A 23,343-nucleotide genomic window follows, 5' to 3' on the forward strand; every position below is an offset into this window, starting at 1 on the left:
TTACCTCTTACCCGCTACGGGGCGCACGTTGCTCCCTCATGGGCCCGTTCGCGAGAAGACATGCGAACGGGCCCATGGCGCCACCCGTCCTGCTGGGTTTTTCGTGGTCGACGTCCTAATCGGCTACAGTGGGTATGCCCCGTTTCCAGAGAATGGCTCTTGGTCGGGACAGGCAGACGGTCGTTGCGACGGCTCGGCTGCCATACGCAGCAAGCCACGACACGCGCTCCGGCGCCAGACAGGATCATCACCACATGCAGATAACCGATACCACCCAGACGTCCTCGACCGAGGACGCTACCGCCATGTCATTCAACGACCTGGGGCTCTCCGCCACCATGCTCGAAGCCGTGCACGACCTCGGCTACACCGAGCCCACGCCCGTCCAGGCCGAGGCCATCCCCGCCGTGCTCGCCGGCAACGACGTCATGGCCGCAGCACAGACCGGCACGGGGAAGACCGCGGCCTTCCTCCTGCCCGTCATGGACCAGCTCGACCACACGCGCCACGGCCAGGGCCCGCACCTCCTCGTGGTGACCCCCACCCGCGAGCTCGCCCAGCAGATCGACGACGTGGCCCGTGCCATCGCCAAGCGCACGCACCACTCGGCGGTCACCGTGGTGGGAGGCGTCGGCTACGAGCCTCAGAAGTCGGCGCTCCGCCGCGGCGTCGACATCCTCGTGGCCACGCCGGGACGCCTCGTCGACCTCATCGACCAGGGCTGCTGCGACCTCAGCCAGGTCGACACCCTCGTCATCGACGAGGCTGACCGCATGCTCGACATGGGCTTCCTGCCCTCCATGCGCAAGATCGTCGAGCGCACCCCGGACTCCCGTCAGACCCTGCTCTTCTCGGCCACGCTCGACGACTCCGCCATCGCCGGCATCTCGGACCTCACCCACGATGCCGTCCGCATCGAGATCGCACACAAGGGCACCGTCGCCGACACGATCGACCAGTACTGCCTGCCCGTCTCGCTCGAGGCGAAGAACGGCCTGCTCGCCGACGTGCTCACCGCGGAGGGCCCCAGCCACGTCATCGTGTTCTGCCGCACCAAGCACCGCGCCGACGCCTGCTGCCGCCGCCTCCGCCGCGCTAACATCACCTGCGCGCCCATCCATGGCAACCGCAGCCAGAACCAGCGCGAGCACGCCCTCACCGACTTCCGCGACTCGAAGGTAGACGTGCTCGTGGCCACCGACGTGCTGGCCCGCGGCATCGACGTGTCGGACGTGCGCTACGTCGTGAACTTCGACGTGCCCTCAGACCCCGAGGACTACATCCACCGCATCGGCCGCACGGGCCGAGCCGGCGAGACGGGCTGGGCGCTCACCTTCGTGACGACCGACGACATCGACGACCTGTATGGGATCGAGCGCCTCATGCAGCAGGTCGTGCCCCTCTATATGCCTTCCGCCAAGATCGACCGCGGAGAGGAACCGCCCGCCCTCGACCCCAACCGCGTCCCCGCGCGCCCCGGCAAGGGTGGCAGGCCCGGCGGCAGCCACAAGCATGGCGGCAAGAACAAGCGTCGCGGGAGCCGTGGGCAGAACGGCGGCGGCTCCTCCGCATCGAGGCAGGGCACGGACCGCTCGCAGGCCAAGCCCCGCGGTAACGGCAGCGAGGCCGGTAGGAACGGAAGCTCGAACCGTGGGAACGGCCAGGGCAACGGTGGCACCCATGGATCAAACGGAGGCCGCGGACAGAACGGCGGCCGTGGCAACGGTGGCTCAGGCAACGGCCGTGGCAGTCGTGGGAATGGCGGCCGCCGTGGCAACGGCGGTTCCGGCTCGCACGACGGTGGCCGTCAGGGCGACGGTCGCGCACGCACCCAGCAGGCGCCGCACACCACCCACACGCGCAGGCCAGGCGACCATGGCGGCCGCAACTAGCGGCCTCGCCGCTCACGTGACCCAGGTCGCCGGGGCGCGTCCGCTGCGATAGAATCAGACGCGCACGCACCACTCGCACGTCTCGCCGACCTACCCCGGAGGTCTCATGACAGACACCACCGACACCGACTCCCTGGACACCTCGCAGGAGGAGCCCCTCTTCACCGTGAGGTACCTCGTCAGCTCGAGCACGCTCAAGCAGGCTGCGAGCGTGCTCGCCGGCCCGCAGGCCAGGAACCCCGGCTATGTCTTCTCGGCAGTGCTCCTCGCCATCATGGTCTTCGTGCTCGTCACCAACAACGCCACCGACCGCCAGCTCACCTTCGGCATCTGCGTGGCGGTCCTGGCGGCCATCTTCTGGGCCATCGGGTCGAAGTGGCAGGACATCCAGCTCAAGCGCCTTCGCAACCATGGGTTCGCCACGGTGGACACCAAGGGCACGACCAAGCGCCAGCTCGTGGTCTTTGACGACAAGCTCGTCTCGACCGACCCGGAGGGCACCGAGTCCCGCTACCTCACGTCCGAGGTCAAGCGCGTCCGCTCCGACAGCCAGACCTGTGTGGTCCAGCTCGCCGACAAGGGCTTCCTCGTGCTCCCGCGCGAGGACATGACCGACTCTCGCTATACCAGCCTCATCGCGTTCCTGGAGGGGCTGAGGTAGATGGCAGACCACGCGTCCCAGACGCCCGCCGGCAAGGCCGTCTCGGCCGAGGGCCCCGAGCCCAGGAGGCCCAAGGCCAGCCGCGCGCAGCTCCGTGCCCTCGGCGTGCCCGACGATGCCCCCTACGTCTGCGAGTTCGACCTCGACATCGACATGCTGGTCCGCAGCGCCCGGCTCACCCTCAACAAGAAGATCGACACCCTCTGCCGCGTCGTCGGCATCATGGTCATCGTGGCAGGCGTGGCCTACTGGCTCCTGCTCCACGGCGACCCCCTCATCATGGCCGTGGTCGTGCTGCTGGGGGTCCTGCTCATCATGCAGCGCTCGCGCCTCACGCGCACGGCGGCCGCCGAGACCGACAAGCAGCTCGAGGACGCGGGCAAGGATGCGCGCCACCGCCTCTACTGGTTCTGCGACGACCACCTCTGCGTCAAGATCCCCGGCTGCAAGCTGCAGACGTTCCGCTATGACGACCTCTCGGGCTTCCTGGCCGACAAGGTCATCTACGTCCTCACGCTCAAGACGGACGGCAGCGCGCTCGTGGTCGCCCACCGCGGCTTCCAGCGCGGCGACGCCGACAAGTTCGCAGGCTATGTGGGCACGCGCCTCTCGGCCGAGTCGTGCGGCGCGACCGCGACCGACAAGGACTGACCCATGGCGACGAGCAAGCACATCAGCTCGACCTTCTCGTTCGACGAGGCCTGCTTCGAGGAGTACTACGACGCACGCGAGCGCTCGCTCACCAAGCGCGACTCCATGTTCTACGCCATCGTCCTGGCCGTGGTCAGCATCATCTGGTATGCCTGCATGCTCATCGTGGGCATCAGCACGCCCCTGGGCATGGTGCTGAGCATCGTCCTGCCGGCCCTCTGCGCCTGGCAGGTCTACGAGGCCGTCACCGGTCGGACCATCTTCTGGCCGCGCAGGGCCTGGGCCAAGACCTTCCAGCGCTTCTTCTGCCGCCATGGCGTGGAGGCATCTGCCGAGCGCCCCTGGTCATTCACCTGCAAGACCACCGCCACGTCCGACGGCGTGCGCATCTCGGTGGTCCACGACGGCGAGGAGACCTCGACCGTCAGGAAGCCGTACAAGGAGTTCACCCACATCGAGGTCACCGAGCACCTGGTGATCCTCGTCGCGGGCAACGAGGTCGAGCCGGTCTGGAAGAGCCTCACCTCGCGCGACTATGCCGATGCCCTCGCCGCCCACGACGAGGTCGAGGACGCGGTCTTCTCGAAGGCCGACCTCGAGGGCGTCGACGTCAAGGGGCTTCTCACGTTCCTGCGCCGCAAGGTCCGGGTACAGTAGGCGATAGGGGCCGCGCTCCTGCGACCTCGCGCATACCGGGAGGTCCTTGCCATGGCCATCGTAGCCGGCTTTGCCGTGCCCCATCCGCCCCTCATCGTCCCCGCCGTCGGTCACGGACGGGAGCGCCAGATCGCTGCGACCGTCGCCGCCTACGAGGAGGTCGCGCGCCGCATCGCCACGTTGGCCCCTGACACCATCGTCATCTCGAGCCCCCACGCCGAGCTCTACTACGACTACCTCCATGTGGCCAGAGGCGCACATGCCTCGGGCAGCATGGCGCAGTTCGACGCCCCCGAGGAGCACACGAGCGTCGACTATGACGAGGAGCTCGTGGACCTCGCCTGCGAGAAGGGCAACGTGGCAGGCGTCGCCTGTGGGACCGAGGGCGAGCGCGATGCCGGCCTGGACCATGCCAGCATGGTCCCGCTCCACTTCATCCAGAAGAGGTATCGCGACTTCCGCCTGCTGCGCTGCGGCCTCACCTGCCAGGGCCCCCTTGCCAACTACCGCTTCGGGCAGGCCGTCGCGGCTGCCGCCGACGAGCTGGGACGGCGCGTGGTGTGGGTAGCCTCGGGAGACCTCTCGCACAAGACCCGCGAGGAGGGCCCGTACGGCTACGCCCCCGAGGGGCCGGAGTTCGACAGGAGGATCTGCGAGGCGTTCCGCACCGGTGACTTCCTCGCGCTGCTCACGTTCGACCCAGGCTTCTGCGAGCGCGCGGCCGAATGTGGGCTCAGGAGCTTCCAGATGATGGCCGGCGCCCTCGACCGGACGCCCGTCTCGGCGGAGCTCCTCTCCTTCGAGGACCCCTTCGGCGTGGGCTACGGGACCGCCGCCTTCACGCCCACGGGCCCTGCCGGCAGCGACGCCTCCCGCGACTTCGCCGAGCGCTACGAGACCTGGCACACGCGTGACATGGCCGCCCGGAAGGCCGCGGAGGACCCCTACGTCTCGCTCGCGAGGGCCTCGCTCGAGACCTGGGTCACCGAGCGCCGTCGCATCCGGCCGACCGACGTCCTGGCTCCCGATGCCCCCGCCGAGCTCACGCAGGGCAGGGCAGGCGCGTTCGTCTCGCTCAAGGTCGCTGGCGAGCTGCGCGGCTGCATCGGCACCACCGGCCCCACCTGCCCGACGCTCGCCGAGGAGGTCTGCGCCAACGCCATCTCGGCAGGCACGCGCGACCCACGCTTCCCAGCGGTCACGGCTGGCGAGCTCCCCGAGCTGGTCTACGACGTGGACGTGCTGGGCGAGCCGGAGCCCGTGGAAGGTCCCGAAGAGCTCGATCCCGCACGCTACGGCGTCATCGTGAGCGCATTCGACGGCAGGAGGGGGCTGCTCCTCCCCGACCTCGACGGCGTGGACACGGTCGAGGAACAGGTGGGCATCGCCGCACGCAAGGGCGGCATCGACCCCGACCATGAGGACGTCTCGCTCGAGCGCTTCCAGGTGGTGAGGCACGTATGAGCACCTACCTCGAAGGCCTGGCCGCACGTCAGGAGGCGGAACGCACAGAGGCGCACCGCCGCGCCGGCCTGGTGGCACGCTGCCCGGTCTGCCCCCGCCACTGCACGCTCGACCTGGATGCCCTGGGTGCCTGCCACGCGCGACGCAACGTGGGGGGCGAGGTCGTCTGCGACAGCTACAGCCGTGTGACCTCGCTCGCCATCGACCCGATCGAGAAGAAGCCGCTCGCGACCTTCATGCCGGGAACACGCGTGCTGTCGTTGGGGAGCTATGGCTGCAACCTCCGATGCCCCTTCTGCCAGAACCACGAGATCTCGCAGGTAGGAGCCGACGAGGTGCCTTGGCGCCAGATGACGCCTGGCCAGGTCGCCGACGTGGCGAGCGCCCAGGCCCAGATCGACCCCGGCATGGTGGGCGTCGCCTACACCTACAACGAGCCCTTGGTCGGGTGGGAGTGGGTACGCGACTGCGCCCGCCTGGTCCACGACGCCGGGCTCGTGAACGTGCTGGTCTCGAACGGCTGCGCCGAGAGCGGCATCATCCGGGAGCTCATGCCCCTCATCGACGCGGCGAACATCGACCTGAAGTCCTTCTCGGCAGACTTCTACCAGGGATGCGGCGGTGACCTCGACTGCGTCAAGGGGACCATCCGGCTGCTGGCAGGCTACCCCGGCTGCCACCTCGAGGTGACGACGCTCGTGATCCCCGGCGCGAACGACTCCGACGCCGAGATGGACGCGCTCGCTGCCTGGATCGCGAGCCTCGACCCCGTCATCACCCTGCACGTAACGCGGTTCTTCCCGCGCTGGAAGATGCACGATGCCGAGCCCACGCCCGAGGCCACGCTGTATCACCTGGCCGAGGTCGCGCGTCGGCACCTCGAGAACGTCTTCGTCGGGAACGTGTAGCCCGTGGTCCTCGCATGTCGCACGTCATGGACGACGGCCGCCCACCCGAAGGCAGACGGCCGTCATGCGTGCGTCGGTTCGACGAGAGGGACCCGCTAGGCCGCGGCCTTCTCCTTGCCGAGGAAGTTCCAGACCACGGCAGCGAGCGCGCCGCCGGCGAACGGGGCCACGATGAAGACCCAGAGGTTCGAGAGCGCCGCACCACCCGCGAACAGGGCGGGGCCGATCGAACGCGCGGGGTTCACCGAGGTGCCCGTGAAGTGGATGCCCAGAATGTGCACGAGCGTGAGCGTGAGGCCGATGACGAGACCGGCCACATGGGCGTTGTCGGTCTTGGAGGTGACGCCCAGGATCGCGAGCACGAAGATGAAGGTGAGGAGGACCTCGACGAGCAGCGAGATGCCCACGTTGTTCTCGTACAGCCCGTTCGCACCGTAGCCACAGGTGGGCCCGAGGATGACGCCGATGACGGCGGCACCAAGGATGGCGCCCAGCACCTGAGCGATGACATAGCCCACGAAGTCCTTGACGGACATGCCGCCGGTGAGCAGGACCCCCAGCGAGACGGCAGGGTTCACGTGGCAGCCGCTGACGTTGCCGATGGAATAGGCCATGGCGACGATCGAGAGGCCGAAGGCCAGTGCCGTGGCGATGTAGGCCGCGTCGATGCTCGAGCCCTTGCATCCCAGCGCCGCAGCCGTCCCGCAGCCCATGAGCACGAGCACGAACGTGCCGATGAACTCGGCCACGTACTTCTTGATGGAGTCCTGCATATGACCCTCCCCTTCACGGTTCCTACATATCTGCATCAGCGTACCACGCACGCCTGCCGAGAGGGACCTCGGGCGGCCGTGCGGTACGAATCGAGTTCCGAGGGGGAACGGCACGAGCCCGCGGCCCCTCGGGCGCGAGACAGGCTAGTCGCGGTGCTCGTGATAGAACGCGATGAGCTCCTTGGTGGAGGCATCCTGCGAGGCAAGCGCGCCCTCGTCGCCCGAGATGGCAGGCGTGATCTGCTTGGCGAGCTGCTTGCCGAGCTCGACGCCCCACTGGTCGAAGGAGTCGACGCCCCACACGGTGCCCTCGACGAAGGTGATGTGCTCGTACAGGGCGATGAGCTCGCCGAGCGCGAAGGGCGTGAGCGTGTCACCGAAGATCGACGTGGTCGGACGGTTGCCCTCGAAGCAGCGCGCCGGCACGATCTGCTCGGGCGTGCCCTCGGCGCGGACCTCGTCGGCCGTCTTGCCGAAGGCGAGCGCGCGGGTCTGCGCGAGGAAGTTGGCGAGGAAGAGCTCCTGGACGTCCTGGCCGTCGACCGCGTTGGGGTTGGCGGTGTTGGCGAAGGCGATGAAGTCGGCGGGGATGAGACGCGTGCCCTGGTGGATCAGCTGGTAGAAGGCATGCTGGCCGTTGGTGCCCGGCTCGCCCCAGAAGATCTCGCCGGTCTTGCAGGTGACGGGGGTGCCGTCCCAGCGCACGGACTTGCCGTTGGACTCCATCGTAAGCTGCTGCAGGTAGGCGGCGAAGCGCGAGAGGTACTGGTTGTAGGGCAGCACGGCATGCGTGGGGGCGTCGAAGAAGTCGACGTACCACACGTTCATGAGGCCCATCAGCGCGACGACGTTCCTCTCGAGCGGCGTGTCCTTGAAGTAGGTGTCGATGGCGCGGAAGCCGGCGAGGAAGTCCTCGAAGCGCTCGGGGCCGAAGACGACGGCGAGGATGGTGCCCACCGCGGAGTCCACGGAGTAGCGGCCGCCGACCCAGTTCCAGAAGCCGAAGGTGTTGGCCGGGTCGATGCCGAAGGCCTCGACCTTGTCGAGCGCGGTCGAGACGGCCACGAAGTGATGCTCGATGGCGGCCTTGTCCTGCTCGGGGGTACCGTCGATGGCATCGGCCGCGGCAAGCTCGCGGAGCAGCCATGCCTTGCACATGCGGGCGTTGGTGATGGTCTCGAGCGTGGTGAACGTCTTCGAGACGATGATGAACATCGTGGTCTCGGGGTCGAGGCCGGCCGTCTTGATTCCGATGTCGTTGGGGTCGATGTTCGAGATGAAACGCGCGTCGATGCCGGCGTCGGCATAGGACTTGAGCGCCTCGTAGGCCATCTCGGGACCGAGGTGCGAACCACCGATGCCGATGTTGACGACGGTCTTGATGGGCTTGCCGGTGATGCCCTTCCACTCGCCCGAGCGGACCTTCTCCGCGAAGGCGTAGATGCGGGTCAGGGTGTCGCGCACGTCGGTGACGACGTCCTGGCCGTCGACGACGAGCGTGCCACGCTCGGAGTCCGGACGGCGCAGGGCCGTGTGCAGGACCGCGCGGTCCTCGGTGGTGTTGATGTGCTCGCCGGCGTACATGGCGTCGCGACGCTCCTCGACACCGCAGGCACGGCCAAGGTCGGCGAGAAGGCCGAGCGTCTTGGGGGTGACCAGGTTCTTAGAAAGGTCGAAGTGGAGGTCGCCCGCGTCGAAGGAGAGCTCCTTCGCGCGCTGGGGGTCATCGGCGAACCACTGCTTGAGGCTGATACCCTGGGCCTCGAGCTCGTCGTGATGCTGCTTGAGTGCCGCCCATGCGGGCGTGGCCGTTGCGTCGACCGGTGCGGGAATGCTGGACATGTGCTCTCCTCTTTCGTCTACGTCATAGAAGTTCAGACAGGGTTAGCATACGACAACACCGCCCGGCCCAAGCCCTAGAAGGGCTCCCCGAGGGGCCTGACCTGCTTCAGACGGGCCCACATGAGCTGCTTGGCAGGCTTGTCGGCCAGCGCGGCCTCGAAGCCGCCGAGACCCATCATCCGCATGCCTGCCACCTGGGCCACCACGCCGGGAGCCAGCATGGCCGCCTGCAGGTCGGGAAGCGCCACGAGCTCGGGGCCGTATGCCTCGCGCAGGGCCCCGGCCGCGGCGTCGTCGAGCGCGATGACGGTCGCAGGGTCGAGGGCGGTCACGGCCAGCCGCAGGGTCTGGGAGTCGAGCGCCGTGCCGTCGGCATCGCAGGTCGCGAGGCCCACCCAGTCCTCCGGGGCATATCCCAGTGCCGCGAGCGCCGCCCTCAAGGCCTCCCCGTCGGCCCCGGCAAGGAGGCGCTCGGGCAGCTCCCCTGCATCAGGCTGTCCCTTCGCCAGCAGCACCTGCGAGAAGGCGTTGCCCGACATGACCACGCCCTCCTCGACCAGGCCCCGGAGCTCGACCGTGGCCTTATCGACGTACGCAGCCCTTCTGTCCGTCCGCTCAGATGGCACCTGAGGGCCTCCTTCCATCCGCTCGCAGACCTCTTCCTGCCATGGTAGGGCTCTCGCGTCGATTCTTCGACGCGCGGGGTATAAAGGCAATTGACCAATCCGTCGGCGACCGCCGACGCTCCCCTGACCGTCGGCCGCCTGCGAGGATCCTGGAGGAACCATGGCAACCAAACAGCTCACCACAGACAACTTCGACGCTGTGGTCACGCACGCCGCAAAGCCCGTCCTCGTCGACTTCTGGGCCTCCTGGTGCGGGCCGTGCCGCGCGCTCGGTCCCATCGTCGAGCAGATCGCCGACGAGATGGCAGACCAGATCGACGTCTACAAGTGCAACGTCGAGGACGAGCAGGACCTGGCCATCAAGTTCCACGTCATGTCCATCCCGACGCTCATCCTGTTCAAGAACGGCGAGGCCGTCCACACCATGGTGGGTGCCGCACCCAAGGGCAAGCTCCAGAAGGAGCTCGAGGCCAACCTGTAGCAGCCGATACGACCGCCCCTCTGTGGCCACCAGACGCCGACCCCTCGCGTCTGGTGGCCTTGTCCTATGCTGGTCACGTCATGGCGAACGGCCTGGCGACCGTCGGAAGGAAGTGGCATGGCAGAACCCACGAACGACGGGAGGGGCCCTCGTGAGGTCCACGGCATCGCCTCGAGCATCGCGGTTCTTCTCCGCAAGAACGTCCGCACGGTGGTCGCGGCCGTCTGCGTGGTAGTGTTCGTCTGGCTGCTGAGCGAGCTTGCCGAGGGCGAGCTCACGCGCATCGACTCCTTGGCCTACTCGTTCTTCGTCGCCTACATCCGCTCCGACACGCTGACGCCCATCATGGAGGAGTTCACCTCGCTCGCCACGCCCGTGGTGCTGCTCGCGATGCTCGTGGTGGTGGCGGCATTCGCCCCCGGGAGGCGCCCGGGATGGTGCGCGATGGTCAACCTCGTGCTCATCGTCGTGATAAACCAGCTGCTCAAGGCCATAGTCCAACGTCCTCGCCCCGAGGGGTTCCGCCTCGTGGACGAGACCGGCTACAGCTTCCCGTCGGGACACTCCATGGTCGCGATGGCGTTCTACGGGTTGCTTGCCTGGTACGTGTGGCACTACGAGCGCGACGCCGTCATGCGCTGGTTCTGGTGCATCTGCCTGGGCGCGCTTGTGGTGATGGTAGGCGTGAGCCGCATCTACCTGGGTGTGCACTATGCGACGGACGTCATTGCCGGATTCTGCGTGTCGCTCGCGTGGCTCGCGTTCTACACCAAGGTCATCTGCCCGGTGTTCCTGCCCGAACCAGGACGCAAGGAGCTGGCCGAGAGGGACGGCTGAGCCGAGGCCCCCTCCAGGTGGGCACCCGCTAGACCTCGCGGCGCTCCTCGATGGCACGACCCAACGTGACCTCGTCGGCGTACTCGAGGTCGCCGCCCACGGGGAGGCCGCTTGCCAGGCGTGACACGGCCACTCCCAGCGGCTTTATGGTACGTGAGAGGTACGAGGCCGTGGTCTCGCCCTCCACGTCTGGATTGGTGGCGAGGATGACCTCGGTCACCGTGCCGTCACCGAGGCGCGCCAGGAGCTCGCGCACATGGAGCTGCTCGGGGCCGATCTTGTCCATGGGGCTGATGACACCGCCGAGCACGTGGTAGAGGCCATGGTAGGTGTGCGTGCGCTCGATCGCCGTGACGTCGCGCGGCTCGGAGACCACGCAGATGCGCGTGCGGTCGCGGCTCGCGTCGGCACAGATGTCGCAGGTGTCACGCGTGGCATAGGCGAAGCAGACCGGGCAGAAGTGCACCTGCTGCTTCACGTCGAGGATGGCATCGGCCAGGCGGGTCGCCTCGGCGGTGTCCGTCGAGAGCAGATGGTAGGCGATGCGCTGCGCGGACTTGGGGCCTATGCCAGGCAGGCGGCCGAGCTCGTCGAGGAGGCGCTGGAGGGCATGGCCGTCCGAGGGGCGCGAGACCCCGGCCCCAGGGCCCTCTCCTGTGGAGGGGGACATCTCCTAGAACATCCCGGGGATGTTCATGCCGCCGGTGGCCTGGCTCATCTGGGCGCCCGCGGCCTCCTGGGCAGACGACAGGGCCTCGTTCACGGCAGCGAGCACCATGTCCTGGAGCAGCTCGACGTCATCGGGATCGATGGCCTCGGGGTCGATGGTGAGGGCCGTGAGCTGCATGTCACCGTTGGCGGTGGCCTTGACCATGCCGCCGCCGGTGCTGGCGGACGCCTCGACGTCCTTGAGCTTCTCCTGGGCCGCGGCGAGCTGCTCCTGCATCTTGCGGGCCTGCTTCATCATCTGCTGCATGTTCATCTGGGCCATGGGACATCGTCCCTCTCTGCTCGTGCCGGCATGCCGGGGACCTCCCCGAGCCGGCGCCAATCCGTCTGGTCACACTCTACCCGTCGACGCGGCGGACGGGGCCTGCGCTACGCATCCTCCCCGTCGTCCGCATCATCCGCATCATCCACGAAGTCGGACGTGCCGGGGTCGGCATCGGGGGCGTCAGGAGCTGAGTCGGCATCGTCTGCCGTGGCTGGCGCCGCAGTCGTGGGCCCGGGAGCAATCACGCGCACGCCGTCGCCGAACACACCGGTGAGCATGGAGGCCACGTCATCCGGGACACCGGCGAGGCCGTCCTGGGAGGCGGCGTCAGGGGCGTCGGCGTCGGCAGGCGATGGAGCCGGGGCCGTGCCGGGATCGGGGACCTCGTTGGCGATGATGAGGGGCGGCTCGGCAGGCATGTCGGGGAGCGGGTCGATGTCGGTCGGGACGAAGGAGTCATCGAAGGGTGGCTCGTCATCGGGGGTTGGGGCCGGGGCAGGCATCGGTGCCGGGGCCGGTGCGGGCGCGGACATGGGTGCAGGGGCTGGCGCAGGCCGAGGCGCTGGTGCGGGCGCAGGTGCTGGAGCGGGCGCAGGTGCGGGCGCAGGTGCGGGCGCAGGTGCTGGAGCGGGCGCAGGTGCGGGCGCAGGTGCTGGAGCGGGGGCCGGAGCAGGGGCCGTCGCAGGTGCGGATGCTGGTGCTGGTGCTGGGTTCTTCTCGTCAGGCGCCACGTACGTCACATGGCGGGGCCCCTCGAAGGACTGCGACGCGGCGGGTTCCACGACCTGCCTGATGTCCTCGCGCGAGAGCATGCCCTTGGCCCAGGGGCTCTGGACCAGGACCGTGACCGCGGAGCCATCGTCGCCGAGCGCGGTGGTGTTCATGAGCAACGCGCCACACGAGGGCTTCGTGCGCTTGAGACGGTCGACGACGTCCTCCCAGCGGCGCTGGAGCGCGCCTGCGTCGGTCACGGGAGCGGACGGCGAGGGAGCGGTCGGCACCGCAGCAGGCGCTGGTGCCGGGGCAGGTCGCGGTGCGGGCTGGGGAGCAGGCGCGGGTCGGGGAGTCGGCGCAGGCCGAGAGGCAGGCGCAGGGACTGGCCGGGTCGCTGGAGCTGATGCTGGCTGGGACGTTGGCACAGGAGCCGGCTGGGGCGCGGGGGCAGGGGCTGGCCGGGTCGCTGGAGCTGATGCTGGCGCGGCCACGGGGACCGCACCCTGCACTCCCCCGCCCGGCGCCGCCACCATGCCGGCCTCGAGGGCCGCGACCCTCTCGCCGAGCGACTCTATGGTGAGGTCCGCCTGCGGACGGGCGATCCTGGTGAGCGCGACCTCGAGCGAGAGACGCTGGTTGGTGGCCATGCGCATGTCGGTGGCCGCCTCCCCCAGCACGCAGAGCACGCGCGAGAGCCGGTCCGGGCTACCGAAGTCCTTGGCCTGGGCGGCGAGGTCGGCGAGCTCGTCGGGCGTGGCCGAGACCACACCGTCGCGCGCGCCGGCGACCGACACCACATAGAGGTCGCGCACGCGGGCCGTGAGCTCGCGGCAGAACTGCAGCGGGTCGCGCCCCTCGTCCACGAGTGTCGCCACCTGATCGAAGATCGCCGGGACGTCACGGCGGGCGACGGCCTCCACACAGGCATCGAGCGTGGCAGAGCTCGTCTCACCGAGCAGGTCGCGCGCCGCGCCCACCGTGATGGCGCCGTCACCGAAGACCGAGAGCTGCTCCAACGTCGACAGGGCATCGCGCATGCCGCCGCGCGCATGGCGAGCGACCAGCGTGAGGGCCTCCTCGTCGTACGAGAACCCCTCCTTGTCGCACACGTAGGCGAGCCGCCCCACGATGTCGGCGGACGAAATGGCATGGAAGTCGAAGCGCTGCACGCGCGAGAGGATCGTCTCGGGAACCTTCTGCGGGTCGGTGGTGCAGAGGACGAAGATGACGTGCGAAGGCGGTTCCTCGAGGGTCTTGAGCAGGGCGTTGAAGGCCTGCGTCGTGAGCATGTGGACCTCGTCGATGATGTAGACCTTGAAGCGGCCGCGCGCAGGCGCGTAGTCGACGCGGTTGATGATCTCCTCGCGGACGTTGTCCACACCGGTGCGGCTTGCGGCATCGAGCTCGAGGACGTCGGGGTGCTCGCCCGCAGCGATGAGCTTGCACTCCTCGCAGGTGCCGTCGGGAAGCTGCCCTGCGCCCTTCTCGCACAGCAGGGCCTTGGCGAGGATGCGCGCCATGGTGGTCTTGCCGGTGCCACGCGGACCGCAGAACAGGTAGGCATGGCTCACCTTGTCCTCGGTGACGGCATGCTCGAGCGTCGAGACCACATGCTGCTGGCCCACGACGTCGTCGAAGGTGAGCGGACGGTATTTGCGATAGAGCGACTCCATGAGGCCTCCGAGAAGAGAACGTGCAGCTTGATGGCGTAGTTAGGCGCGCAGCCCAAAGATGCGACCGACCCCTTCGAGTATAGCGGGCGCCCATGGCGACGAGGTGGGCGGAGAACGAGAGCAGTGGTGTGGCGAACTGACGAGTCGCCCGTCACGCTTCCACCACCGACCACATGGGCCCACCGATACACGTTCGTTCGATTCCGCGCCTGCCCTGATAGGCCATTCTCAGCCGAGATTGGCATCTAGCTGCGATGATCCGATCTCCCTCTTTGAAGGGCCATACACGTTCGTTCGATTCCGCGCCTGTTTCGCTCTAATCGGGCGCAGAATCGAACGAACGTGCCGGAGACTATCGATGAGAGAGGGGGCGCGTGCATCACGCCGCCCCGAACGCAGAAGGCCCCCGCGGAGGAAGACCGTCCGCGGGGGCCCGACAGGAGGGGGCCATATGGGACACCGTGGGAGGGCGGACGTACGGCCGCCCCACGGTGCCACAGGGAGACGAGCTAGGCCTCGTCCACCTCGGTCGTGGCATCACCTTCCTTGTCGTCGGCCTGCTTGCCCTTGCTGTCCGGCATGATCCAGAACTTGAGCAGCGGGAAGCTGATGATCACAGCAAGCAGCGTGTTGGCCAGCGAGGCGACCGTGGCGGCGAGCTCGGAGCCCATGCCCAGCTGCGTCGAGCAGAACCCGGTGACATAGCTCGGGAGCACCAGGTTCGCGACCACGATGATCACGGCGAGCACCGCGTACTTGGGCGCCGCCTTCGAGAACGACGCGTCGGACTTGAAGACCCACTTCATCTGGACGAAGAAGTTCACCACCTGCGCCAGGACCTCGGCGACGAGGTAGGTGAGGAAGCCCCCCAGGCCGTTGGAGCCCGCGCTCGTGTAGTTGAAGATGAGGAACGAGAAGGCGCCCGTCAGCCCCATCGCGTTCACGAACACGGCCGTGCCGACCCACGTGCAGACGAAGCGCGTGATGGTCGATATGTTCGAGAGCACGTTGAACTTGATGAACTCCCAGAGGCCGTTGTGCTTCTCGGTCCATTCCTTGAATGCCATTGCTCTCCTTCCTCGGTAGGGCGGCCGCAGGACCCACGGGACCTGCGGCCGCACACCGGAACCGTTACTTCTGGTCAGCCTTCTTGGCTGCCTTCCTGGCGGCCTTGGCGGCCTTCACGGACTCGTCGGTCTCACCGGCGGCCGTGCGCCTCTTCATGCGCTTGAAGGCGAGCACCTCCATCAGCACGACCAGGGCCGCGATCACGACGTCGACGACGATCATGACGATCTGCCAGGTAGCCAACTTGAACCCTCCCGTATCGCTTGCGTAGGCGTTGCTGTTGACCGTGGTGTAGAGGATGTCGTGCGCACACGTCCTCATTGCCTGGACGCCGGACGCACTCTGGTCGTTCACGGTGTTCACGCCGTTGCTGAGCGTGCAGAGGCAGGCGTCCCCGCCGTTCCTCGAAGCCTGGTCAGCATTCATGTAGCCGTATCCACCGAAGTAGTCGGTGAGGACCATGCCGTTGAAGCCCCACTCGTTGCGCAGGACGTTCTGGAGCAGGTTCGAGTTGCCACCGGACCAGGTGGTGCCGATGTAGTTGTAGGAGCTCATGACGGCGGTGGCCCCGCCCTCCTTGACGGCCTTCTCGAAGGGCTTGAGGTAGACCTCGCGGATGGACTGCTCGTTTGCCCAGGTGCAGAGCATGCCGCAGCGGTTCGTCTCCTGGTCGTTCAGGGCGAAGTGCTTGATGTAGGCGTAGACGCCATGGTCAGCCGCACCAGAGACCTCCTGTGCGGCCATCTCACCAGCCAGCGTGCCGTCCTCGGAGTAGTACTCGAAGTTTCGGCCGCCGAAGGCGGAGCGGTGCGTGTTCATGGCAGGGCCGTACCAGCCGGAGACGTCCATCTCGTTGGCCATCTTGCCGATGCACTCGCCATACTCGTTCGCGAGCTCGGAGTTCCAGGTGCACGCCAGCGTGGTCTCGGAGGGAAGGCCGATCGAGCCCTTGCCCGAGAAGTTGTTGTTGATGGCACTGGGACCGTCGCAGTCCGTGGTGGAGACCTTGCCCACGCTTGCGACCGACGCCGTGTTGTACCCCGCGTTGCCGATGAGGTTGTTCATGTCATCGGTCGTGAGCTGGTCGAGCAGGGTGTCCCATAGCGAGTCGTCGTAGTCCTTGCCCCGCAGGTCCGAGAGCGTGACGCCGTTGTTGGCACCCGTCGTGGGCATGGTGGCGTTCGGGTCGTCATCGGCAGAGGCGTCATAGGTGGACGTGTTGGTGAAGCTCGCCTTCTGCTCGTCGGTCATGGAGTAGTTCGTGGGAGCTGCGAGCGCGGCGTCCTTGTTGGCGAAGTGGTCAGCGCGCGAGAGGTACGTCACGTCGCCCTCTGCGTCCTGGAACTCGTTGGTCGCAGCCGTCTCGTCACTCGAGCGCTTGTTGTCGCCGGAGTAGCGTATGTCGAGAGGCGCCACATAGGTGCGCTGGTCGAGGATGGTGTGCGAGTCGGAGTTGATCGAGATCTGGTAGTCGCCGGCCTCGAGCACGTAGCTGCCCTCGCCGCTCTCGTCATAGGACGCCATGTCCTCCTGGCTGAAGGAGATATGGACCGTCTGGCTCGCACCAGGCTGGATCTCGTCGGTCTTGGCATAGGTGATGAGGTTGGCCGAGGACTTCTCGATGCCGCCGTTGGTGTAGGGCGGGTTGTAGTAGACCTCGACGGCGTCCTTGCCTGCGACGCTCCCGGTGTTGGTCACGGTCACGTCGAAGCTGATGGTGCCGTCGGCATCCTTCTGGATGTCACCCATCTTCTGGGAGAAGCTGGTGTACGACAGGCCGTATCCGAACGGGTACTGCACCGTGGAGCCGTAGTCGAGCACTCCCTCCGTCGAAGCGGTCTCATAGTACTTGTAGCCGACGTAGATTCCCTCGGTATAGTCCACGAAGGAGGGCGTCGTCTCGACGGTCGTGCTGGGACCCATCTGGGAGGTCGTCTTGTACTCGTCCATGTTGTCGTACTCGAAGTCACCGGAGTTGTTGTAGCTGGGCTGGTCGGTGAGGTCGTAGACGAAGGTGTCGCTCGTCTTGCCAGAGGGGTTGACCTCGCCCGTGAGGACCTTGCCCAGGGAGTCGAAGCCGGACTGGCCGGCACCGGCGACCCAGAGGACGCTCTTGATCTGGGGATAGTCGTTGACCCAGCCCATCTCCATGGTGTTGGCGCCGGTGTAGACCACCGTGACGTCATCGTACTCGCTGCACACCATGTTGATCATGTTCTTCTCGCTCTGTGAGAGCTCGAGGTAGCTCTGGCCGGCCTCCCAGTCGTTGTAGTCGGACGAGTTGTTGGTGACGTTGACCTGGCTCATGTCCTTGGGGAGGTCGTTGCCCTCTCCGCCGATACGCGAGATGACGACGATCGCGGTGTCGGAGTAGTCCTTGCAGTCCGAGAGGAGCTGGTCGGAGTAGGTGTCGACCGGGGGCTCGGGGGTGGTGTAGTCGTTCTGACCGGTTGCCGGGCTGCCGTCCGCAGGACGGGTGAGCCCGTAGCTGCTATAGAAGTCGGTGAGCTCGCTGTTGGTCTCGATGCCGGCATCGTTCAAGCCCTCGATGAGGGTCGTGGTGTCGTAGTTGTCGTTGAGGCCGCCGGAGCCGGTACCGCCGTAGCAGGGGCTCGTGGAGGACCAGCCGAAGACGTTGACCTTCTTGGTGCTCGACGAGAGGGGCAGGTTGGAGTCATCGTTCTTGAGCATGACGATGCCTTCGTCGGTCACGTCCGTGCCGACCTGGCGTGCCTCCTGGGTGGTCTCGTCAGAGACCTCGGCGCCTGCGCCCGTCGAGAGCGTGAGCAGGTTCGACATCGGGATGAAGCAGATCAGGTTCACCGCGATGACAAGCGCCGCCGCGACCCCCATGAGGGACTGCGTCCGGATGAACTTCCTCAAGGGCCGGGGCTTCTTCCGCACCGCGATGGCAACGACGATGGCCGCTACCGCAACGATGAGAAAGAAGACACCATAGGGGATGCAGTTCTGAAGCGCGCTGATCACATCCGCCATATTGATGCCTATCATGTCCTCCTCCTTCTCCTGTGCTCGGCCGGGCACCGCCCGACCTTCTCTGATGGAGCGGACATGCCGTCAGCACGCCCGTCTTTCAGACTGAACATAGGGTGCGAGCAGCCTGCTTCCAATACCCTTGACGTAGACGGTCGCACACGTGACGTGCCTTGCAAGGGGACTCGGCGGACGGCGTGGCGAACGGTCGCGCGCCTGGGCAATGCGCACCAAACGGATACGATGGTCCCAACGATATGACATGGCCGTTCGGACGACCATACGGAGCCAGGCCGGAACAGAGGGAGGGGGGACATGGCAGACTACCAGATACTCGTCGTCGAGGATGACCCCACCGAGTCCAAGCGCCTCTCGGGCTACATCGCCCGCTATGCCTCCGAGCATGGCGAGGGCCTCTCGGTGACCTGCTACGACACGGCAGTCGACCTCGTCTCGCAGGAACGGACCTTCGACCTCGTATTCCTCGACATCGGCCTCCCTGGCATCTCGGGTATGGAGGCGGCCCACCTCCTGCGCGCCTATGACCAGGTCACGCCCATCATCTTCGTGACCGACCTCGCGCAGTACGCCGTCAAGGGCTACGAGGTCGACGCGCTCGACTTCATGGTGAAGCCCGTGAGCTACTACGCCTTCTCCATGCGCATGGACAAGGCCATGCGCCACATCAAGCGCAGCGCCCGCCGCTCGATCGCCCTCACGATGCCCGACGGCCTGCGGACCGTCCCCGTGGACGACCTCGTCTCGGTGGAGATCACCAACCATACCCTCGTCTACCACGTGTCGGGCGAGCCCGAGCCGCTCAGGGTGCGCGGCAGCCTCGCCGCAGTCGAGAAGGACCTCGAGGGCGGCCCCTTCGTACGGATCTCGAACAGCTGCCTTGCCAACATGAACCACGTCGCGACCGTTCACGGCGGCGACCTCACCATGTCGGACGGCACGCAGCTCTTCTGCAGCCGTTCCAAGAAGCGCGCAGCCCTCGAGACCATCGCCAACTACCTGGGCGGGAGCATCTGATGGACGGCATGGACCTGGCACAGCCCCTCGTCACAGCCGCGCAGATCACGGTCGCCATCTACCTGTTCGCACAGACCCTGCCGCATCGGGAGCACTTCGTGGTGCGCGTCGGCGTCGCGGTCGCGGTGACGCTTCTGGTGGTGGTCGCAAGCACCTGGGTCGGTGACGTCGCCATGCCCGACCTCACAGGCACCTACGCCTATCAGACCCAGTTCCTGGTCTTCTCGGCCGTGCTCGTGTTCGCCGTGGGCGTGGTCGTCTTCCTCTTCGACACCTCCGTGTGGCCAGCCCTGTTCTGCTGCACCGCCGGCTATACCCTCCAGAACCTCGTGAGCGGCACCGAGGGCCTCGCCGACCTCCTTCTGACGCATGCGCTCGGGACGGGACCGGGACTGGCCGAGCTCCCACTCGCCGTGTTCTTCTCGATTGCCGCCACCTGTGTCATCTACCTGGGATGCTACCTGCTCCTGATCCGAAAGATCGAGCGCGATGGGCTCTCGCTGGTCGAGGACAAGGCGATGCTGCTCATGTGCGCCGTGGTCATCCTGGGCGTCATCGGGTTCGACCTCGTCAACAAGGCGCTCACCGCCGCCGGCACAGGCTTCTCCTACCTCGTGGCCCTGCGCCTCGTGCATGCGATGGTCTGCATCTTCACGCTGGTCATGGAGTACGAGCTGCTCTACAACCGCCGCCTGCAGATGGACGTGGCCTCGGTCTCGCGGATCCTGGCCGACGAGGAGAAGCAGTACCGCGTCTCGAAGGAGAACATCGACGCCATCAACGTGAAGTGCCACGACATCAGGCACCAGATCCGCCACCTCGAGGGAGCGGGCCAGGTCGTGGACAAGGAGGTGCTCGACGACATCGCACGCGAGGTCGACGTCTACGACTCCACGGTCAAGACCGGCAACGACGCGCTCGACGTCATCCTCACCGAGAAGAGCCTGCTGTGCGAGCGCGAGGGCATCGCGCTGTCATGCATCGCCGACGGTGCCGCGCTGTCGTTCATGGACGCACCCGACCTGTACGCGCTCTTCGGCAACGCGCTCGACAACGCGTTGGGGGCCGTGCAGGCGATCCCCGAGACCGGTCGGCGCAGCATATCGCTCATGGTACGGCGCAACGCTGGCATGGCCTGCGTCCACGTGGAGAACTGCTTCGCAGGCCAGCTCACGTTCCACGACGGGCTGCCCCAGACCACGCAGGCCGACACGACGAGCCACGGCTTCGGGATGAGGTCGATGGCGCACATCGCCGAGAAGTACCAGGGCACGCTCGCCTGCTCCGCCACCGACGAGGTCTTCAGCCTCAACGTGATCATGCCGATTCCCGAGGGATAGCGCGCAGCCGGCGGCCGCGGCGCACGTCGACGTCCCTACGCGCCGTCCTTCTCGGCAAGGCGACGTCCCATGCTGGCGTTGCGGACGAGGTTGGCCACCAGCTCGAAGACGAGCGGCGCCGCGAACCACACGAACCAGACCAGCCAGAACCATCCGCCGCAGAGCCACTGCACCAGCAGCGCCGGCACGATGCCCGCGAGGCCCCAGCCCTTGAGCTCGCGCACCAGGGCGTCGACCAGGCCCATCGAGACCACGTCGCCGGCGTTCTTGGCGAGCGCCCGCATGGGCATGTTGTAGATGAACTCGATGTTGAGGTTGCGCCTGCCCGAGCGGGCCGACGCCCTCTCGGCACCACGCAGGACGGCCGCGACGACCCAGAAGATCGGGCTGCGCGAGTGGCCCAGGTCGCGGAAGCAGATGTTGCGGTCGATGGTCACCTTGGGGTTGGGCGGCTGGTGTCCCAGGAGCACCGCGAACTGCGCATCCGGCACGTCCTGGACCTGACCGGAGTCATAGCAGGTCAGATCGAGGCCCTGATAGGGGTTGGGGGCGTCGGTGCCAGCCACGCTGACCTCGGCCGTGAGACGAACGTCCTCGCACGAGGCAGCGACCTCGATGACGTATGAGCCACCCTCGACCTCCCAGGCACCGGTCGCCTGGTTGAAGTAACGGAAGGCCCTCTCGTCGAGAGGAACCGTCACGCGCCGGGTCTCGCCTGGGTCAAGCGCGACCTTGGCGAACCCCTTGAGCTCACGGACCGGCCGGAAGACCCTGGCGTCCGGCTTGCTCACGTATACCTGGGCGACCTCGGCCCCGGCGACCGCGCCGGTGTTGGTGATGTCGAACGAGACCTCATCCGGCGTCGCGGCCACGTTGGCATAGGCGAAGGTCGTGTACGAGAGCCCGTAGCCGAACGGGTAGGCCACGTCCACGCCAGCCTTCTGGTAGTAGCGATATCCCACGTAGATGCCCTCGCGGTACTCGGCAGTGCGGTCGTCGCTGGGGAAGCTCGAGGCACACGCGGTGTCAGCCAGCGACCTGGCCCAGGTCTCGGCCAGCTTCCCGGAGGGGTTGGTGCGGCCCATGAGCACGTCGAGCGCGGCCGAGGCACCCGCCTGGCCACCCAAGGCGAGGTAGAGCACGGAGGCGGCATCCGCGGTCCAACCGGTCTCGACGGAGCTTCCCGCCGAGAGGAGCACGACCACGTTGGGGTTCTTCTCGGCCACCGCATGGAGCAGGTCGACCTGGTTGGCGTTGAGACGCATGTCGGCGCGGTCGATGCCCTCGCTCTCGGCGAGCTCATCGAGGCCAAGGCAGACCAGCACGACGTCGGCCGTTCCCGCGAGCGAGACCGCAGCCTCGCGCAAGCGGGCGTCCTCGGCGGCGTCGCCGTCACCCGTGCGGACGAAGCCCTGCTCGTAGCCTACGCAGTCGAGGCCGGAGCCGGCGATGCCGTCAACGAGGGTGTCGAGCTTGGTGGTGTTGACGAGCGACGAGCCGGCACCCTGGTAGCGCGGGGTCTTGGCGAAGTCGCCGACAAGGGCCACGCGCGTGCCGGCAGCGAGCGGCAGCAGAGGCCTGTCGCCCGAGACAGGGGCGGCCTCGTTCTTGAGGAGCACGATGCCTGCCGCCGCAATCCTGCGGGCGAGGTCGTGATGGGCGGCCTTGTCGAAGTCGGGCGCGCCTTCGAGGGCCGTGCGCGTGGAGAGCACGAGGTCGATGGCCTCGTCGACGCGCGCGTCCACATCATGCACGCTGGTCTCTCCGCACTCGACCGAGCCCACGAGGCGTCGCACCGAATCGAGCCCCGGCGACGGCATCTCGAAGGTCGAGCCTGCTGCGACGCCGGCAGCATGGTCGTTCGAGCCGCCCCAGTCGGTCACGACCGCTCCGTCGAAGCCCCACTCGCCACGGAGGATGTTGCTAAGCAGGCGCTCGTTGTCGTTGGCGTAGGTGCCGTTCACGAGGTTGTAGCTGCTCATGATGGACTTGGGATGGCTCTCGCGCACGACGATCTCGAAGGCTGTGAGGTAGATCTCACGCAGGGTCCGCTCATCGAGCACGGAGTCGGAGGCCTGCCGACGCGTCTCCTGGCTGTTGACCGCGAAGTGCTTGGGGCAGGCACCCAGGCCGTTCACCTGGATCCCACGGACGTAGCCGGCCGCCATCTTGCCGGCGAGGAGGGGGTCCTCCGAGAAGTACTCGAAGTCACGGCCGCACAGGGGGCTGCGCTTGATGCAGAGGCCAGGGCCGAGCACCACGCCCACGCCTTGGGCCGCTGCCTCCTCGCCGAGGGCCTCGCCAAGCTCCTCGCCCAACTTGGGATCCCACGAGTCGGCCACGGTCACGGCCGTGGGGAAGCAGGTCGCCGGCATCGAGCCGCCGATGCCCAGGTGGTTGGCCACGTTGGGGTCCTGATGACGCATGCCGTGGGGGCCGTCCGAGAACTGCAGCTCGGGGATGCCGAGCTTGGGATAGGCGCGCGTGCCGAAGGCGGAGGCACCAGAGAGCAGCGCGCACTTCTGCTCGAGGTCCATCTTGGCGATGATGTCGGCATGCTTGAGGCTCATGGGACGTTCCTTCCAGACGTGGGGCCGCGTTCGGGTCGCCTTCCGTTCAGGCTGCGGTTTGCCGGCGGTCGCGCAGGTCACGGCCGCCGCTTGTTTCCGAGCACCAAGATACGGCAGTCCTCGCGCGCGTAAAGGGCCCTGTCGTAACCCGTCGGTCCGCTGA

The 23,343-nt window shown here is 67.2% G+C and carries 18 protein-coding genes and 1 pseudogene; 10 read left to right on the forward strand and 9 right to left on the reverse strand.

Annotated elements, in window-relative coordinates; all coding sequences use genetic code 11:
• The first annotated feature begins 305 nt into the window (after positions 1-305).
• From LKE50_01880 to amrS, 6 genes are all read left to right on the forward strand, one after another.
• Positions 306-1,892 carry a DEAD/DEAH box helicase gene (locus LKE50_01880; GenBank protein ID MCH3967379.1) on the forward strand — a complete coding sequence of 529 codons (1,587 nt, stop codon included), beginning with the start codon at positions 306-308 and terminating at the stop codon, positions 1,890-1,892.
• A 106-nt stretch (positions 1,893-1,998) separates the two neighbouring features.
• On the forward strand, positions 1,999-2,553 hold the full coding sequence (locus tag LKE50_01885) for a hypothetical protein (GenBank protein MCH3967380.1): 555 nt from the start codon (positions 1,999-2,001) through the stop codon (positions 2,551-2,553).
• On the forward strand, positions 2,554-3,204 hold the full coding sequence (locus LKE50_01890; GenBank protein ID MCH3967381.1) for a hypothetical protein: 651 nt from the start codon (positions 2,554-2,556) through the stop codon (positions 3,202-3,204).
• 3 nt (positions 3,205-3,207) lie between these two features.
• Complete coding sequence (locus tag LKE50_01895; GenBank protein ID MCH3967382.1) at positions 3,208-3,861, forward strand: hypothetical protein; 654 nt, start codon at positions 3,208-3,210, stop codon at positions 3,859-3,861.
• A 51-nt stretch (positions 3,862-3,912) separates the two neighbouring features.
• A complete protein-coding gene (gene amrA, locus LKE50_01900; protein MCH3967383.1) occupies positions 3,913-5,325 on the forward strand; it encodes an AmmeMemoRadiSam system protein A in 1,413 nt (470 codons plus the stop codon).
• Positions 5,322-6,233 carry an AmmeMemoRadiSam system radical SAM enzyme gene (amrS, locus tag LKE50_01905; GenBank protein ID MCH3967384.1) on the forward strand — a complete coding sequence of 304 codons (912 nt, stop codon included), beginning with the start codon at positions 5,322-5,324 and terminating at the stop codon, positions 6,231-6,233. Before amrA ends, amrS begins: the two co-directional genes overlap by 4 nt.
• Positions 6,234-6,328: 95 nt before the next feature.
• On the opposite strand, the gene LKE50_01910 is transcribed toward amrS, so the two are convergent.
• From LKE50_01910 to LKE50_01920, 3 genes are all read right to left on the reverse strand, one after another.
• Positions 6,329-7,006 carry an aquaporin gene (locus LKE50_01910; protein ID MCH3967385.1) on the reverse strand — a complete coding sequence of 226 codons (678 nt, stop codon included), beginning with the start codon at positions 7,004-7,006 and terminating at the stop codon, positions 6,329-6,331.
• 144 nt (positions 7,007-7,150) lie between these two features.
• A complete protein-coding gene (gene pgi, locus LKE50_01915) occupies positions 7,151-8,848 on the reverse strand; it encodes a glucose-6-phosphate isomerase (protein MCH3967386.1) in 1,698 nt (565 codons plus the stop codon).
• 74 nt (positions 8,849-8,922) lie between these two features.
• Entirely contained in the window at positions 8,923-9,474 is a 552-nt protein-coding gene (locus LKE50_01920) for a hypothetical protein (GenBank protein ID MCH3967387.1), read from the reverse strand.
• A gap of 160 nt (positions 9,475-9,634) precedes the next feature.
• On the opposite strand from LKE50_01920, the gene trxA reads away from it, so the two are divergent.
• On the forward strand, positions 9,635-9,955 hold the full coding sequence (trxA, locus tag LKE50_01925) for a thioredoxin (GenBank protein ID MCH3967388.1): 321 nt from the start codon (positions 9,635-9,637) through the stop codon (positions 9,953-9,955).
• A gap of 117 nt (positions 9,956-10,072) precedes the next feature.
• Complete coding sequence (locus LKE50_01930) at positions 10,073-10,792, forward strand: phosphatase PAP2 family protein (protein ID MCH3967389.1); 720 nt, start codon at positions 10,073-10,075, stop codon at positions 10,790-10,792.
• 28 nt (positions 10,793-10,820) lie between these two features.
• On the opposite strand, the gene recR is transcribed toward LKE50_01930, so the two are convergent.
• The 5 genes and pseudogenes from recR to LKE50_01955 all read right to left on the reverse strand — a co-directional run bounded on the left by recR (position 10,821) and on the right by LKE50_01955 (position 18,253).
• Positions 10,821-11,462 (reverse strand): recombination mediator RecR, encoded by a 642-nt coding sequence (gene recR, locus LKE50_01935; GenBank protein ID MCH3967390.1) that lies wholly within the window; start codon positions 11,460-11,462, stop codon positions 10,821-10,823.
• Positions 11,463-11,465: 3 nt separating this feature from the next.
• Positions 11,466-11,783 carry a YbaB/EbfC family nucleoid-associated protein gene (locus tag LKE50_01940; GenBank protein ID MCH3967391.1) on the reverse strand — a complete coding sequence of 106 codons (318 nt, stop codon included), beginning with the start codon at positions 11,781-11,783 and terminating at the stop codon, positions 11,466-11,468.
• A 782-nt stretch (positions 11,784-12,565) separates the two neighbouring features.
• Positions 12,566-14,173: pseudogene (dnaX, locus tag LKE50_01945) on the reverse strand (DNA polymerase III subunit gamma/tau).
• A gap of 509 nt (positions 14,174-14,682) precedes the next feature.
• A complete protein-coding gene (locus tag LKE50_01950) occupies positions 14,683-15,240 on the reverse strand; it encodes a GtrA family protein (GenBank protein ID MCH3967392.1) in 558 nt (185 codons plus the stop codon).
• Positions 15,241-15,304: 64 nt separating this feature from the next.
• Positions 15,305-18,253 carry a glycoside hydrolase family 3 C-terminal domain-containing protein gene (locus LKE50_01955; GenBank protein ID MCH3967393.1) on the reverse strand — a complete coding sequence of 983 codons (2,949 nt, stop codon included), beginning with the start codon at positions 18,251-18,253 and terminating at the stop codon, positions 15,305-15,307.
• A gap of 297 nt (positions 18,254-18,550) precedes the next feature.
• Between LKE50_01955 and LKE50_01960 the strand changes: the two genes are divergently transcribed.
• Together LKE50_01960 and LKE50_01965 are read left to right on the forward strand one after the other, a co-directional pair.
• A complete protein-coding gene (locus LKE50_01960) occupies positions 18,551-19,270 on the forward strand; it encodes a LytTR family DNA-binding domain-containing protein (protein MCH3967394.1) in 720 nt (239 codons plus the stop codon).
• A complete protein-coding gene (locus LKE50_01965; protein MCH3967395.1) occupies positions 19,270-20,610 on the forward strand; it encodes an ATP-binding protein in 1,341 nt (446 codons plus the stop codon). The genes LKE50_01960 and LKE50_01965 overlap by 1 nt, the downstream gene beginning before the upstream one ends.
• Before the next feature lie 35 nt (positions 20,611-20,645).
• Here the strand turns inward: LKE50_01965 and LKE50_01970 are convergent, their stop codons facing one another.
• Positions 20,646-23,180, reverse strand: coding sequence for a glycoside hydrolase family 3 C-terminal domain-containing protein (locus tag LKE50_01970; protein MCH3967396.1), 2,535 nt, complete (start codon positions 23,178-23,180; stop codon positions 20,646-20,648).
• Between the last annotated feature and the right edge of the window lie 163 nt (positions 23,181-23,343).

It is taken from the genome of Atopobiaceae bacterium (assembly GCA_022483015.1).
GTDB lineage: Bacteria > Actinomycetota > Coriobacteriia > Coriobacteriales > Atopobiaceae > JALCUE01.

What these genes read in the sequence shown, in the direction of transcription:
- LKE50_01890 (MCH3967381.1), top strand. Translation starts at nt 2,554, where the DNA reads ATGGCAGACCACGCGTCCCAGACGCCCGCCGGCAAGGCCGTCTCGGCC.
- recR (MCH3967390.1), bottom strand. Translation starts at nt 11,462, where the DNA reads ATGTCCCCCTCCACAGGAGAGGGCCCTGGGGCCGGGGTCTCGCGCCCC.
- amrA (MCH3967383.1), top strand. Translation starts at nt 3,913, where the DNA reads ATGGCCATCGTAGCCGGCTTTGCCGTGCCCCATCCGCCCCTCATCGTC.
- LKE50_01960 (MCH3967394.1), top strand. Translation starts at nt 18,551, where the DNA reads ATGGCAGACTACCAGATACTCGTCGTCGAGGATGACCCCACCGAGTCC.
- amrS (MCH3967384.1), top strand. Translation starts at nt 5,322, where the DNA reads ATGAGCACCTACCTCGAAGGCCTGGCCGCACGTCAGGAGGCGGAACGC.
- pgi (MCH3967386.1), bottom strand. Translation starts at nt 8,848, where the DNA reads ATGTCCAGCATTCCCGCACCGGTCGACGCAACGGCCACGCCCGCATGG.
- LKE50_01965 (MCH3967395.1), top strand. Translation starts at nt 19,270, where the DNA reads ATGGACGGCATGGACCTGGCACAGCCCCTCGTCACAGCCGCGCAGATC.
- LKE50_01885 (MCH3967380.1), top strand. Translation starts at nt 1,999, where the DNA reads ATGACAGACACCACCGACACCGACTCCCTGGACACCTCGCAGGAGGAG.
- LKE50_01955 (MCH3967393.1), bottom strand. Translation starts at nt 18,253, where the DNA reads ATGATAGGCATCAATATGGCGGATGTGATCAGCGCGCTTCAGAACTGC.
- LKE50_01930 (MCH3967389.1), top strand. Translation starts at nt 10,073, where the DNA reads ATGGCAGAACCCACGAACGACGGGAGGGGCCCTCGTGAGGTCCACGGC.
- LKE50_01895 (MCH3967382.1), top strand. Translation starts at nt 3,208, where the DNA reads ATGGCGACGAGCAAGCACATCAGCTCGACCTTCTCGTTCGACGAGGCC.
- LKE50_01880 (MCH3967379.1), top strand. Translation starts at nt 306, where the DNA reads ATGTCATTCAACGACCTGGGGCTCTCCGCCACCATGCTCGAAGCCGTG.
- LKE50_01970 (MCH3967396.1), bottom strand. Translation starts at nt 23,180, where the DNA reads ATGAGCCTCAAGCATGCCGACATCATCGCCAAGATGGACCTCGAGCAG.
- trxA (MCH3967388.1), top strand. Translation starts at nt 9,635, where the DNA reads ATGGCAACCAAACAGCTCACCACAGACAACTTCGACGCTGTGGTCACG.
- LKE50_01940 (MCH3967391.1), bottom strand. Translation starts at nt 11,783, where the DNA reads ATGGCCCAGATGAACATGCAGCAGATGATGAAGCAGGCCCGCAAGATG.
- LKE50_01910 (MCH3967385.1), bottom strand. Translation starts at nt 7,006, where the DNA reads ATGCAGGACTCCATCAAGAAGTACGTGGCCGAGTTCATCGGCACGTTC.
- LKE50_01950 (MCH3967392.1), bottom strand. Translation starts at nt 15,240, where the DNA reads ATGGCATTCAAGGAATGGACCGAGAAGCACAACGGCCTCTGGGAGTTC.